Below are 14,450 nucleotides of genomic sequence, written 5' to 3'. Positions count from 1 at the left end.
CCCGGAAGGCGCCGCTCCGCCACCGGCGCGGGTGCGGTCCGGCCACGCTCCGCCGCTGGTCAGGGGCGCGGGGCGGCGCCGGGCCGGGGCGTTGTCAGTGGTCGCCCCTACTCTGTGCGACATGACCACCGTGACTCGGCAACCACGCTCCGTGACCCCCCTCTCCCGCGACGAGGCGCGGCGGCTGGCCCTGCGCGCCCAGGGCCTGCTGGGGGCGGACGGCCGCCGCGCCGGGGTGCGCGGGCTGCTGCGCCGCCTCGGCTCGGTGCAGCTCGACACGATCTCGGTCCTCGCCCGCTCGCACGAGCTGGTCCCGTACAGCAGACTCGGCGCCCTCCCCCGTACGGAGATCGAGGCCGCCTACTGGAGCGGTGACCGCAGCTTCGAGTACTGGTCGCACGCCGCCTGCATCCTGCCCGTCGAGGAGTGGCCGCTCTTCGCCTTCCGCCGCCGCGCCTACCGCGCCCGCCCGCACTGGCACCACGAGCTGTCCCCCACCGCCTACGACGCGGTCCTCACCCAGCTTCGCGAGCGCGGCCCGCTCACCGCGAGCCAGCTCGGCGGCGCGAAGAACGGCGGCGAGTGGTGGGACTGGAGCGCGTCGAAGATCGCGGTGGAGCGCGCCCTCATGTACGGCGAGGTGGTCTGCACCCGGCGCAGCGGCTGGAAGCGGGTGTACGACCTCGCCGAGCGCGCCATACCCGCCCCGCTGCTGGCGGACGAGCCGGCGGACGAGGAGTGCCTGCGCCGGCTGGTGGCACAGGCGGGCGCCGCGATGGGCGTCGCCACCCGAGCCGACCTCGCGGACTACCACCGCCTCAAGTCCGCGCAGGTCGACGCCGTGCTGGACGGCTCCGGCCTGGTGCCGGTCGAGGTCGAGGGCTGGTCCAAGCCCGCCTGGGCCGACCCGGCGGCGCTCGCGGCACCGCCCCGCGGCCGTCACCGTACGACGCTGCTCTCCCCGTTCGACTCCCTCATCTGGGACCGCCCGCGCACCGAGCGGATCTTCGGCTTCACCCACCGCCTGGAGGCGTACGTCCCGCGCCCGAAGCGGATACACGGCTATTTCGCGATGCCGCTGCTGTCCGGCGGCCGCCTGATCGGCCGGGTCGACCCGGCCCGCGAAGGCACCACCCTCGTCGCCCGCCAGGTGTCGATGGACGGGCCGAAGGCGGTCGGCCCGATGGCCCAGGCACTGTATGAGGCGGCGGGCTGGGTGGGGTGCGACACCGTCCGGGTGGCGCGCTGCGACGACACGGCGCTGGCCATCGCGCTGGACCGGGAGCTGACCCGCCTCGGCGGGTGAGAGCGGGGGTAAGAGGCGTGGCCGCCGGGGCATCCGCACGCCGGGCGGCCCCGCACCCTCGCACGGGAGAGCGGCGGGAGGTCGGAGCCTCACCGGATTTCGAGGATCTTCTCCCGCATCGCGTAGACCACCGCTTCCATCCGGGAGTGCAGTTGCAGCTTCTCCAGGATGTTGCGGACGTGGTTCTTCACGGTGTTCTCGGAGATGAAGAGTTCTTTGGCGATGTCGCGGTTGTTCTTACCGGTGGCGACGAGCTTGAGGACTTCAAGCTCCCGGTCGGTGAGGCGGGGCGCGGGCACCAGCCGCCGCTCGTCCGTCCGCTGGATCATCGACTTGAACTCGGTCAGCAGTTTGGCCGCCATCGAGGGGCTGATCTGCGACTGTCCGTCCGCGACGGCCCGGATCGCGGTCGCCACCTCGTCCGTGGAGATCTCCTTGAGCAGATATCCCGTGGCCCCGGCCTTGATCGCTTCGTAGAGGTCGGCCTCCTCATCGCTGATCGTCAGCATGATGATCTTCGCGCTGGGGGCCACTTCCTTGATGGCGGTGCACGCCTCGATCCCGCCGCGCCGGGGCATCCGTACGTCCATCAGCACGATGTCGGGCAGCAGATCGGCGGCCTTCTCGACCGCCTCGGTGCCGTCCCCGGCCTCGCCGACGACCTGGATGTCCTCCTCCTGGGCCAGCACGATCTCCAGCCCCCGCCGGAAGAGGGCGTGGTCGTCCACGACCAGAACCCGGATCGGCTCCTTGCGGGACGGATCCGCTCCCCTCCCGAACGCGTCACCGGCGCCGTTCCCGCCGTCGCCCGCGTCGCCGCGCACGGGTCCGAAGCTGTCCCCCATCGTTCCTCCCCGTCAGCTGCCCGGCCCGACGGCCTGAGCTTGGACACAAGGCTGGTTGACAACGGCCCCCGCGGCCAGCCCGATCAACGCCATACGGCCGCTCCCCGGCACCCCCGGGTGCCCCTGCGCCATGGCCCGGCACCAACTCTATACGGCCTCAACTCCTCCTCCTTGCAGGCACGATGGTGCCCCGGGCGCACGCCCGGGGCACCATGAGGATGAGGTCAGCCGCCGAGTGCGCCCCCCGCGCCCCCGGCCCCTTCCTCCCCGAACGAATCGGGGTTCAGGTGGATGACGCCGTAGTCGTAGCCGTGCCGCCGGTAGACGACACTGGGCTGCTTCGTCTCGGCGTCGACGAAGAGATAGAAGTCGTGACCGACCAACTCCATCTCGTAGAGCGCCTGGTCGAGCGCCATGGGCGCCGCGGAGTGGGTCTTCTCCCGGACGACCAGCGGACCGTCCCCCTGGACGTCCAGGGACGCCACCTTCTTGGTGGGTACCTTCTCCTCGGACACCACGTCCGCGGCGAGCTCTCCGTTGGGCTTCAGGCTCGCGGCGTCGGGGACGCTCGCCCCGACATCGCTGGCCGGGATCCGGCCGCTGCCCCGACGGGAGAAGCGCTTGTCGTGCTGCTTGCGCAGCCGTGCCTCCAGCTTCGCGGTGGCCAGATCCAGCGCGGCGTACGGATCACCGGCCGCCGCCTCGGCCCGCACCACCGGACCTCGGGAGCGAAGGGTGATCTCCACCCGGTCGGAACGGTCGGCCTGCCGCGGGTTCGGCTCCTTGGACACTTCGACGTCCAGGCTGATCACCTTGCCGTCGAGCTTCTGGACCTTATCCAGCTTCAGCTTCTCGGCCACGTGCTTGCGGAACCGCTCGGGCACCTCGGTCTTGCGGCCCTTGACGACGATGTCCACGCAGAACTCCGTTCCGGATCGCTCCGCCCCGAGGACGGCGCGATTCCTTCTTGCACCAGGCTCCGGTGAGTGCCGAAGCCTCGGACTTGGCGACTTTCACCTCCTCCTCCCCCAGGGACGGGCTCTCCACTCTCCTGATTTCAGGGTCGCTGCAAACGGCCTCATACGCACCCAGCACGACAAACGAGGCAAAGCGTCTGCCAAGTCCTCACAACCGAACATAGCTCTCTCCGGCCTCTGTCGGCACCCCCTCACGGCCACCGGCTGCGTTCGAGTGGTTTTACCTCCCCCACCTGGAACGTCCGTCTCCGGGCCGCGGTTGCGGACGCACGGCGAACGACAGCCCCGGAGCGGCCACCACCGCCGCCCCCAGCACCCGGCACCCCGCGGCCGTCACCGCCCGCCGCGCCTCGGCGAGCGTCGCCCCTGTGGTCACCAGGTCGTCCACCAGCACCACGGGCCCCACCACGGGCCCGGCGGCCCCGCCCCGCATCTCCAGGGCGCCGGCGATGTTGGCGAGCCGCTCCCGGGCGCCCAGACCCGCCTGGTCCGCCACCGGCCCGCGCTGCCGCAGCCCGGCCCACACCCGCGCAGCCCGGCCCGTACCCCGCAGCTCACGCGCGGCCGCGTACGCCAGCCGCCGGACCGGGTCGTGGCCGCGCCCGGCCACCGCCCGCCGCGCCGACGGCACCGGGACCAGCACCACAGGACCGGCCCGCGGGCCCACGCCGCCCTGCCGTCCGCACAGCCCCCGTACCGCGTCCGCCAGCGCCGCCCCGAGCGGCCCGGCCAGCCGGAGGGCGCCCCGTTCCTTGTGCGCGAGCAGCGCCGCCCGCACCTCGTCCGCGTAGACCGCGCCCGCCCACACCTCGGGCAGCCCGGCGGGCGGCGGGTCCGGGCACACCCGGGCCGCGCCGCGCCCTCCGCGCGCCAGCTTCCGGCGGCACGGCCCGCACAGCTCCGTACGCGGCCGCCCGCACCCGGCACACTCCACCGGCAGCACCAGCCCGGCCAGCTCCCGCCACATCCCCCGCATGACTCCACTGTCACGCGCGGGGCGGTCCCTCACCAGCCCTGTGGAAAACCCCTCCGGCGCACCGGTCCCCGGCCGCGTAGCCGCGCACTCACCCCGGGTAGACCGGCGCCGTACCGTCCTTCGCCACGGTCTTCCAATTGGCGTCCGGCGGCAACCGGACGATGCCGTCGACCGCGTCGGCGATCAGCGGGCGGGTCTCGTCCTCGGACGCGGCCACCGCCTTGACACCCGTGACGCCGGGCAGGCTCGGCACGTTCGACGCGGACCCGTCGGTCTCCATGAACTGCATCTGCTGCACACCGCCGGACTCCCGGCCCACGACCACCAGCCGGCTGCCGCCCGCCCAGGACGCCGCGACGACGTCCTCCAACTGCGGCGCGATCGGCCGCAGCTCCTCGACCGACAGCAGCGGATGCGCCGACGAACCGCCCCGCTCCACCCGGCCGAGCTGCAACGTCGTCCGGCCACCGTCCTCCACGAGGATCGCGATCCGGATACCGTCGGCGGCCATCCGGATCGCCTTTATCCGCCGGTCACCGAGGCCGGGCACCGCCACCTGCTCCGGATCGCCCTTGCCCTCCCGCATCCGCAGCAGCCGCGACCCGCCGGCGGTGCGCTCGGCGATCCACAGATCGCCCAGACCGTCCCAACTCGGCGCGGTCAGACCGTCCCTGACACCGCTGGTCAGCATCGGGCCGCCCCGCTCCGTACCGTCCTGGAGCGCGGCGACGTACAGCGACCTGCCGTCGGTCGACACACCGGCTGCGGTGCGCTCGTCCCGGGCGACGGCGACCGAGCCGAGCGGCGTCTTGCCCGTCCCGAACGGACCGCCCACCGGCGCCGCCTCGGTCGCCGTGTCCGACAGCGCGACGAGCCGGTGCTCGGCGTCGAGGTAGTACTCATCGGCCGGTCCCCCGGCACGCTGCTGCGGCGCGAAGTCCCGCTCCGCCCGGCTCTGGCTCAGGACGCACAGCGAGACGCCGTCGGGGTCCTGCAGCTCCACCTCGCTGATCTTCGACGCCCGCGTCATGTCCTGGACGGTGAAGAACAACTGAGCCGCCATCCGCCGGCACTGCCCGGTGTCCGTGCTCACCGCCTCCTTGCTGAGCTTCACCTGGAGCGCGTTGGAGTCGTCGAGCGCCAGGGTGCGGCTGGCCAGCCGGGTACGGGAGGGGAACTCCGAGACCGTGACCTGATTCAGCCAGTTCGTCGGCCCGTCCAGCAGCGCCTGCACGCTCGCCGTGATCGGATCTATCCGCCGCCGCAGATAGACCGGGTCGGCGACCAGGACGTTACGGCGCGCCTTGGGCTCCTGCGACTCCGTCTTGTAGGACGCGAAGTAGAACTTGTTGACGGACTGGTAGATGCGCTGGAAGTCGGACTGCCCCAGCACCAGCCCGTTGGGCAGCCGGTCGATCCGCCACTGCCCCTTCTCCTTGATGAGGTGGATCGTGCGGTGGTACGGCTTCTCCTCCGGCGTGTACGCGTGCGCGGCGTCCACCGTGGCGACCTGACTGCCCGACAGCGTGACGGTGTATCCGTCGCGGTCGCCCCGGATCTGCGGCCCGCTCTCCGGCTTGGGCCGCTCCTGAAGCACGTTCGTCACCAGAAACGGCCGCCACGTCCGCCGCGCCGACTGCGCCAGATACTGCGTGGCCGTCCGGAAATCCGCCTCATCACTGGTGGTCGCGTCGAGGAAGCTGCGGACGATGTTGGTCGGCCGCGCACCGTCCTGCGGCGGTACGCCGTACACCCGCACCTGCGAATCGCCGTCGGCGCGCGGCGACGGATCGACCGCCTTGACGTCCCCGCTCTCCGGCATCGAGGCACACCCGGCCAGCAGGAGCGCCGCACTGCCCAGCACCGCCACGCCCCGGACCCCCCGGCGGCCCCTCGCGGCCCGGGGGCGCGACCCCCCAGCGTCGGTACCGTCCGGCCCCCCGGCCGTGGCCCGGCGCGCCGGGGAGGCCGCGGCCTCCCGCCGTCGTCCCTGCTCAGCGCCCACCCAGCTCACCTTCCCGGTCCCCGCCCCGTCCGTTCCCGGCCGCGTCACCGGGGGCTGCCTCACCGGCGCGCGGCTGCGCCCCGCGCGCCGCCTCGTCGTCCCGTACGCCCGCCACCGACGCACCGCGCCCGGTGGGACCGGCGGGCAGCGCCGCCCGGGACACCGCCGGGAGGGCCGCCGGGGTACGGCCGCCGGGCCCCCGGCCCGCGGCCGCCGCGCGATTGCGCCGCGAATCCTCCGGCTCCAGCGGGATCGGCGAGCCCCGCAGCGCCTCGCCCGCCGTACGCGGCAGGGTCAGCCGGAACTGCGAACCGCCACCGGGCTCCCCCCACGCCTGGAGCCACCCGCCGTGCAGCCGGGCGTCCTCGACGGCGATGGACAGGCCCAGGCCCGTACCGCCCGTCGTCCGCGCCCGCGCCGGATCCGCCCGCCAGAAACGGTTGAACACCCGGGACGCCTCGCCCGGCTTCAGCCCCACGCCGTAGTCGCGCACCGCCACCGCCACCGCGCCGCCACTGGGCCCGCCGGCCGACGCCAGCCGCACCACCACATCGCGGCCCTCACCGTGCTCGACGGCGTTGACGACGAGATTGCGCAGCACCCGCTCGACCCGCCGGGAGTCCGCCTCGGCGATCACCGGCTGCTCCGCGCCGCGCACCACGATGCGGGTCCCGGTCCGCTCGGCCAGCGGCTCGGCGCCCTCGATGACGCGCTGCACCACATCCCGCAGATCGACCGGCCCGGCCTCCAGCGCCGCCGCCCCGGCGTCGAACCGGCTGATCTCCAGCAGCTCGGCCAGCAGCGACTCGAAACGGTCCAACTGCCCGCGCAGCAGCTCAGCGGAGCGCTTCGTCGCCGGATCGAAGTCCTCGCGCGCCTCGTGGATGATGTCCGCCGCCATCCGGACCGTCGTCAGCGGCGTCCGCAGCTCGTGCGAGACGTCCGAGACGAAGCGGCGCTGCATCCGCGACAACTCCTCCAACTGCTGGATCTTGAGCTGGAGGTTCTGCGCCATCTTGTTGAACGATTCACCCAGACGAGCGATGTCGTCCTCACCGGTGACCTTCATCCGCTCCTGGAGCAGCCCGGCCGCCAGCCGCTCGGAGATCCCCGCGGCCATCCGCACCGGCGTGACGACCTGCCGCACGACGAGCCAGGCGATCGCGCCGAGCAGGATCACGACGAACACCCCGGCCGTCGCCAGCGTGCCCGTCACCAGCTTCAGCGTCTCCGCCTCCTGCGTGAACGGGAAGAGGTAGTAGAGCTGGAACTGGTTGCCGTTCACATCGTTGAGCCGCTTACCGATGATCAGCGCCGGCAGACCCTCGTCCGACCCGACCCGCTTGATCTGCGTGTACTGACGGAACGTGCCCGCCCGCGCGTCCAGCTTCCGCCGCAGGTCCGGCGGGACGCTCGCCTCCGGATCGACGTCCCCGGAGGCGCGCGGCCCCCGGGTGCCGCGGCTGGAGTCGCCGAACGGCTCGTCGGAGTCCGAGCTGAGCGCCACGACGGAGAACACGCCCTGGCCGCCACTGGCCAGTTGCTCGACCAGACCGGTCAGCCAGGTCGCGGAGTCCTGGGTGCCGCGCCCGGAGCGCGCGGCGTCGTCACCCGTGGCGCCGGTGCCCGCACCGGCGCCGTCGGCGAGCTTCTGCGCCACCCCGAAACCGCCCGCCGCCTGGCTCTGCGCCGCCTGCGCCTTCGCGGTGAGCAGCCCGTTACGGACCTGCCCGACCACGACCACACCGAGCAGCAACACCACGACCAGCGACATCAGCAGCGTCGAGGCGACGACCCGCAACTGGATGTTGCGCCGCCACAGCCGCAGCGCCGGCAGCAACGGCCGCCGCACCCAACGGCTGAACAGCCGCAGCAACGGATGCACCGGGCCGCTGACCGCGCCGTCGGGCAGCAACTGCCCGCCCCGCAGCAACCGCGCGAACACCCGCGCCGAGAGCGACGTTCCGCGTACCGGGTCGGTGGAACGCCCCCGCTTCTCCTCCGGGGCCGCACCGGTCCGGCTCATATCAGCTTGGCCCGGCCTTGTAGCCGACGCCGCGCACGGTCACCACGATCTCGGGCCGCTCGGGGTCCTTCTCCACCTTCGAGCGCAGCCGCTGCACATGGACGTTGACGAGCCGGGTGTCGGCGGCGTGGCGGTAGCCCCACACCTGCTCCAGCAGCACCTCACGGGTGAACACCTGCCACGGCTTACGGGCCAGCGCCACCAGCAGATCGAACTCCAGCGGCGTCAGCGCGATCGACTGCCCGTCCCGCTTCACCGAGTGCCCGGCGACATCGATGACCAGGTCACCGATGGCCAACTGCTCCGGCGCCGGCTCCTCCGACCGCCGCAGCCTGGCCCGTATCCGGGCGACCAGCTCCTTGGGCTTGAACGGCTTGACGATGTAGTCGTCCGCCCCCGATTCGAGGCCGACCACCACATCCACGGTGTCGCTCTTGGCCGTCAGCATCACGATCGGCACCCCGGACTCGGCCCGGATCAGCCGGCACACCTCGATGCCGTCCCGCCCGGGAAGCATCAGATCGAGCAGCACAAGATCGGGTTTGCTCTCGCGGAAGGCGGCGAGCGCCTTGTCACCGTCCGCCACGAACGACGGTTCAAAGCCTTCGCCGCGCAGCACGATGCCGAGCATCTCTGCCAGTGCGGTGTCGTCGTCGACGACAAGGACGCGTCCCTTCATTCGGCCATCATCCCATTACCTGATCGTGACGTACTCCAACGTGACGTGGAACACAGCTCGGCGAGCCCGTCCCCGGTCACCGGCGAGACCACCCCCGCCTCCGTGACGATCGCCGTCACCAGCTCCGGCGGCGTCACGTCGAACGCCGGGTTGTACGCCGGAGCCCCGGCCGGAGCCACCGGAAGGGACCGCCCGCCCGCCACCGGGAACTCCGTCACCTCACGCCCCGGACGCTGCTCCACGACGATGTCCGCCCCCGTGGCGGTCACCGGATCGACGGTACTCAACGGCGCCACCACCACGAACGGCACCCGGTGGTACCGGGCCAGCACCGCCAGCGGATAGCTGCCCACCTTGTTGGCCACCGAGCCGTCCGCCGCGATCCGGTCCGCCCCGATCAGCACCGCGTCCACCTCCCCCGCCGCGAACAGCGAACCCGCCGCCCCGTCCACCAGCACCGTGTACGGCATCCCGGCCCGCCCCGCCTCGTACGCGGTCAGCCGCGCGCCCTGGAGCAGCGGCCGGGTCTCGTCCACCCACAGCCGGCGCAGCGCGCCCCGCCGGTGCGCGGCGAGCGCCACCGCCAGCGCGGTGCCCTCCCCACCGGACACCAGGGCGCCCGTGTTGCAGTGGGTGAGGATCCGGTGTCCGCCCCCGGGCCGCAGTTCGTCGAGGAACGCCAGCCCGTGGCGCGCCATCCGCGCGCTTGCGTCGGCGTCCTCGGCATGCACCGCGCGCGCCTCGGCCAGCGCCGCCGCCGCGGCGCCCTCCGGCCCCGTACCGGCGTCCACCGCGGCCCGGTGCGCGGCGGCCACCCGCCGCACCCCGTAGCCCAGATTGACCGCCGTCGGCCGGGCGTGCGCCAAGGCGTCGGCCGCCGCCCCCACGTCGTCACCGCGCGCCGCCGCCAACGCGACGCCGTACGCGCCCGCGATGCCCAGCAACGGCGCACCGCGCACCGCCAGCCGCCGTATCGCGGCCACCAGCTCCGGCACCTCCGCACAGACCAGCTCGGTTTCCTCGGCGGGCAACAGGGTCTGATCGAGCAGCACCACAGCGGGTCCTTCGGGCGGCTCCGCCCAGCGCAACGACGGGACGACGGGCGCCACGGCGCCGGTCTCGGGTACTTCAGCACGTTCGGCCATCCGCCCAGTCTGCCGCCGCGCCCCGCCCGAGCAGAACCGCCCCTCCAGGCCACAGCCCCGGGGCACCACCTGCCATGACACGATGACTGCCACCGCGGAAGCCGGTCCCCGGGCCGCCACGGCGGCGGCCGGGAAGCATGAAGGAGCGACGATGAACAACTCTCCGGGCTGGGCCTCGCCCGGATCCGCCCCCGCCGACGAGCCGGACCGCGGCGCCCGGGAGCACCCCGACGGCCCACCGCCGGACGGCCCCGCCGCCGAGGAAGCACCGGCTCCCCCGCAGTGGTCGAAACAGCAACCACCCGCCGGTACGTGGTCCACGCCCGCCGGTGTCCCCGGCCCCCGCGGCCGCGCCACCGCCGGTCTCGGTACGGACGGCCGGGCGCCCGCCGGCCCGCCCTGGGGCGGCAACTGGTCCCCGGTCCCGCCCGCCGCGAAGCCCGGGGTCATCCCGCTGCGCCCGCTGGGCGTCGGGGAGATCCTGGACGGCGCGCTCTCGACGCTCCGCCTCCACTGGCGCACCGTCCTCGGCATCTCCCTCGTCATCGCCGTAGTGGCGCAGGTCGCCATCACTCTCGTGACGGGCCTGTGGTTCCCGGACACCGGCCGGGCCCCGGTCCTGGAGATCGACTCCACCGAGGCCGTCACCAAGGCGTTCCGCGAGCTGGGCCGGGCGGTCCTCGGCAACGGCATCACCGCGCTGATCGGGCTGCTCGCCACGATCCTCGCCACCGGCCTGCTGACCATGATCGTCAGCCGCTCCGTCCTCGGCCGCCCGGTCACCGCCGGGGAGGCGTGGCGGGACGCCCGGTCTCAGTTGCCCCGGCTCTGCGGCCTGCTCTTCCTGCTCATGCTGCTGCTCACCGCCGTGATCCTGGTGGCCGCGGTGCCGGGCGGGATCCTCGTGGCGGTCGGCTCCGCACCCGCCGGATTCGCCCTCGCCTCGCTCGGCCTCCTGGCCGGCAGCGCCGCGGCCATCTGGCTGTGGGTACGGTTCTGCCTCGCCCCGCCCGCCCTGATGCTGGAGAAGCAGGGCGTCATCGCCTCGATGCGCCGCTCCGCCAAACTCGTCCGCGGCTCCTGGTGGCGCATCCTCGGCATCCAACTGCTGATGTACCTGCTCGTCGGCGTCGTCGAGTTCATCGTCCAGATCCCCCTCACCCTGATCGCCTTCATCATCGACGGCGACAACCTCATGGGCTGGCTGAACGGCACCGCCACCACGACCGGCTGGACGTTCCTCACCCTCCTGGGCCTCGGCGCCGTCATCGGCTCCACCCTCACCTTCCCGCTCAGCGCGGGCGTGACGGCCCTCCTCTACATGGACCAGCGCATCCGCCGCGAGTCCCTCGACATCGAACTCGCCCACGCCGCCGGCCTCACCGACTACGACACCCCCACCGTCCCCGCCCAGTCCCCCTCACCCACGGAAAACTGACCCACACCAAACAGCCCGGGAGGCACCCCCTCTCCCGGCCCCCTACCGCCAGAAAGCTCCGCCCCGTCTCCTCCCAGGGAGCCGGGGCGGAGCCATATCCGCTCCCCTTTTCCCCACCTCTTCCCTCGCACATACGAACCGAGTACGCAGACGAACCGGTCCCTACGCCACCGGCCCCAGCTATCCGGCCCTGTCATCCCCTCTGCGCTTCTGAGACCCCAGCGAGAACCCGCCCCAACGCCTTCCCACAAGGCCGAAGGCGAGGACCAAGGGCCGAAGAACCAGCCCCTCAGAACCAGCCCACACGGCAACACGAAAAGCATCCCGAACAGCCATCAGGGCCGTCCCATCACCAGCACAACGCAAAAATGCTCCGGCCCCCGCAACCCAAAACAGGCTACGAAGACCGGAGCGAATGGTCCCGGAAATGCGGAAAGCCCCGCACCATAAGATGCGGGGCTTCCCCAAAAATTGTTCGGCGGCGTCCTACTCTCCCACAGAGTCCCCTCTGCAGTACCATCGGCGCTGAAAGGCTTAGCTTCCGGGTTCGGAATGTAACCGGGCGTTTCCCTAACGCAATGACCACCGAAACACTATGAAGTTAACCAACCCGGCACAACACAGGTCGTTACTTCAGAACCTACACAGTGGACGCGAGCAACTGAGGACAAGCCCTCGGCCTATTAGTACCAGTCAACTCCAACCGTTACCGGTCTTCCATATCTGGCCTATCAACCCAGTCGTCTACTGGGAGCCTTACCCCATCAAGTGGGAGGGAGCCCTCATCTCGAAGCAGGCTTCCCGCTTAGATGCTTTCAGCGGTTATCCTTTCCGAACGTAGCCAACCAGCCATGCCCTTGGCAGAACAACTGGCACACCAGAGGTTCGTCCGTCCCGGTCCTCTCGTACTAGGGACAGCCCTTCTCAAGACTCCTACGCGCACAGCGGATAGGGACCGAACTGTCTCACGACGTTCTAAACCCAGCTCGCGTACCGCTTTAATGGGCGAACAGCCCAACCCTTGGGACCGACTCCAGCCCCAGGATGCGACGAGCCGACATCGAGGTGCCAAACCATCCCGTCGATATGGACTCTTGGGGAAGATCAGCCTGTTATCCCCGGGGTACCTTTTATCCGTTGAGCGACGGCGCTTCCACAAGCCACCGCCGGATCACTAGTCCCTACTTTCGTACCTGCTCGACCCGTCAGTCTCACAGTCAAGCTCCCTTGTGCACTTACACTCAACACCTGATTGCCAACCAGGCTGAGGGAACCTTTGGGCGCCTCCGTTACCCTTTAGGAGGCAACCGCCCCAGTTAAACTACCCACCAGACACTGTCCCTGATCCGGATCACGGACCCAGGTTAGACATCCAGCACGACCAGAGTGGTATTTCAACAACGACTCCACAACCACTGGCGTGGCCGCTTCACAGTCTCCCACCTATCCTACACAAGCCGAACCGAACACCAATATCAAGCTATAGTAAAGGTCCCGGGGTCTTTCCGTCCTGCTGCGCGAAACGAGCATCTTTACTCGTAGTGCAATTTCACCGGGCCTATGGTTGAGACAGTCGAGAAGTCGTTACGCCATTCGTGCAGGTCGGAACTTACCCGACAAGGAATTTCGCTACCTTAGGATGGTTATAGTTACCACCGCCGTTTACTGGCGCTTAAGTTCTCAGCTTCGCCATGACGAATCATGACTAACCGGTCCCCTTAACGTTCCAGCACCGGGCAGGCGTCAGTCCGTATACATCGCCTTACGGCTTCGCACGGACCTGTGTTTTTAGTAAACAGTCGCTTCTCGCTGGTCTCTGCGGCCACCACCAGCTCACGGAGAAAATGCGATCACCAGCAATGGCCCCCCTTCTCCCGAAGTTACGGGGGCATTTTGCCGAGTTCCTTAACCATAGTTCACCCGAACGCCTCGGTATTCTCTACCTGACCACCTGAGTCGGTTTAGGGTACGGGCCGCCATGAAACTCGCTAGAGGCTTTTCTCGACAGCATAGGATCATCCACTTCACCACAATCGGCTCGGCATCAGGTCTCACCCACCATGTCATCCGGATTTGCCTAGATGACGGGCTACACCCTTACCCCGGGACAACCACCGCCCGGGCTGGACTACCTTCCTGCGTCACCCCATCACTCACCTACTACAAGTCTGGTCCGTCGGCTCCACCACTCCCCTTCACCCGAAGGATCCAGGGCGGCTTCACGGACTTAGCATCGCCTGATTCGATGTTTGACGCTTCACAACGGGTACCGGAATATCAACCGGTTGTCCATCGACTACGCCTGTCGGCCTCGCCTTAGGTCCCGACTTACCCTGGGCAGATCAGCTTGACCCAGGAACCCTTAGTCAATCGGCGCACACGTTTCCCACGTGTGTATCGCTACTCATGCCTGCATTCTCACTCGTGAACCGTCCACAACTCGTTTCCACGGCTGCTTCACCCGGCACACGACGCTCCCCTACCCATCACCACACCCGTTAGGGCTCATATGGCAATGACACGACTTCGGCGGTGTGCTTGAGCCCCGCTACATTGTCGGCGCAGAATCACTTGACCAGTGAGCTATTACGCACTCTTTCAAGGATGGCTGCTTCTAAGCCAACCTCCTGGTTGTCTCTGCGACTCCACATCCTTTCCCACTTAGCACACGCTTAGGGGCCTTAGTCGATGCTCTGGGCTGTTTCCCTCTCGACCATGGAGCTTATCCCCCACAGTCTCACTGCCGCGCTCTCACTTACCGGCATTCGGAGTTTGGCTAAGGTCAGTAACCCGGTAGGGCCCATCGCCTATCCAGTGCTCTACCTCCGGCAAGAAACACACGACGCTGCACCTAAATGCATTTCGGGGAGAACCAGCTATCACGGAGTTTGATTGGCCTTTCACCCCTAACCACAGGTCATCCCCCAGGTTTTCAACCCTGGTGGGTTCGGTCCTCCACGAAGTCTTACCTCCGCTTCAACCTGCCCATGGCTAGATCACTCCGCTTCGGGTCTTGAGCATGCTACTAAAACGCCCTATTCGGACTCGCTTTC

General features: G+C 69.8%; 9 protein-coding genes and 2 rRNA genes (1 of these 11 cut by a window edge). 2 read left to right on the top strand and 9 right to left on the bottom strand.

Annotated features, from left to right (window positions below):
* The first annotated feature begins 121 nt into the window (after nt 1–121).
* Complete coding sequence (locus tag ACGH2B_RS17690; RefSeq protein WP_399090178.1) at nt 122–1,306, top strand: winged helix-turn-helix domain-containing protein; 1,185 nt, start codon at nt 122–124, stop codon at nt 1,304–1,306.
* An 89-nt stretch (nt 1,307–1,395) separates the two neighbouring features.
* Here the strand turns inward: ACGH2B_RS17690 and ACGH2B_RS17685 are convergent, their stop codons facing one another.
* The 7 genes from ACGH2B_RS17685 to mtnA all read right to left on the bottom strand — a co-directional run bounded on the left by ACGH2B_RS17685 (nt 1,396) and on the right by mtnA (nt 9,959).
* Entirely contained in the window at nt 1,396–2,151 is a 756-nt protein-coding gene (locus tag ACGH2B_RS17685; protein ID WP_399090175.1) for a response regulator, read from the bottom strand.
* 224 nt (nt 2,152–2,375) lie between these two features.
* Nucleotides 2,376–3,068: a ribosome hibernation-promoting factor, HPF/YfiA family gene (gene hpf, locus ACGH2B_RS17680; RefSeq protein ID WP_399090172.1), complete on the bottom strand. Its 693-nt coding sequence runs from the start codon at nt 3,066–3,068 to the stop codon at nt 2,376–2,378.
* A 280-nt stretch (nt 3,069–3,348) separates the two neighbouring features.
* Entirely contained in the window at nt 3,349–4,104 is a 756-nt protein-coding gene (locus tag ACGH2B_RS17675; RefSeq protein ID WP_399090170.1) for a ComF family protein, read from the bottom strand.
* Between the two features lie 88 nt (nt 4,105–4,192).
* Nucleotides 4,193–5,974, bottom strand: coding sequence for an LpqB family beta-propeller domain-containing protein (locus ACGH2B_RS17670; RefSeq protein WP_399090167.1), 1,782 nt, complete (start codon nt 5,972–5,974; stop codon nt 4,193–4,195).
* A 124-nt stretch (nt 5,975–6,098) separates the two neighbouring features.
* Nucleotides 6,099–8,135, bottom strand: coding sequence for an MtrAB system histidine kinase MtrB (gene mtrB, locus ACGH2B_RS17665; RefSeq protein ID WP_399090164.1), 2,037 nt, complete (start codon nt 8,133–8,135; stop codon nt 6,099–6,101).
* 1 nt (nt 8,136) lies between these two features.
* Nucleotides 8,137–8,814 (bottom strand): two-component system response regulator MtrA, encoded by a 678-nt coding sequence (gene mtrA, locus ACGH2B_RS17660; RefSeq protein ID WP_004000747.1) that lies wholly within the window; start codon nt 8,812–8,814, stop codon nt 8,137–8,139.
* Nucleotides 8,811–9,959, bottom strand: coding sequence for an S-methyl-5-thioribose-1-phosphate isomerase (gene mtnA, locus ACGH2B_RS17655; RefSeq protein WP_399090159.1), 1,149 nt, complete (start codon nt 9,957–9,959; stop codon nt 8,811–8,813). Before mtnA ends, mtrA begins: the two co-directional genes overlap by 4 nt.
* 151 nt (nt 9,960–10,110) lie before the next feature.
* Between mtnA and ACGH2B_RS17650 the strand changes: the two genes are divergently transcribed.
* Nucleotides 10,111–11,397 (top strand): hypothetical protein, encoded by a 1,287-nt coding sequence (locus ACGH2B_RS17650; RefSeq protein ID WP_399090156.1) that lies wholly within the window; start codon nt 10,111–10,113, stop codon nt 11,395–11,397.
* 473 nt (nt 11,398–11,870) lie between these two features.
* Here the strand turns inward: ACGH2B_RS17650 and rrf are convergent.
* Together rrf and ACGH2B_RS17640 are read right to left on the bottom strand one after the other, a co-directional pair.
* Nucleotides 11,871–11,987: ribosomal RNA gene (rrf, locus tag ACGH2B_RS17645) — 5S ribosomal RNA — on the bottom strand.
* Between the two features lie 73 nt (nt 11,988–12,060).
* A 23S ribosomal RNA gene (locus ACGH2B_RS17640) occupies nt 12,061–14,450 on the bottom strand (it continues 731 nt past the right edge of the window).

Origin of the sequence: Streptomyces sp. BBFR2 (assembly GCF_044497305.1) — a bacterium.
Taxonomy (GTDB): Bacteria; Actinomycetota; Actinomycetes; order Streptomycetales; family Streptomycetaceae; genus Streptomyces.
The sequence above is the reverse complement of the archived record's forward strand: the minus strand, read 5'-3'. Positions and strand labels throughout refer to the sequence as shown.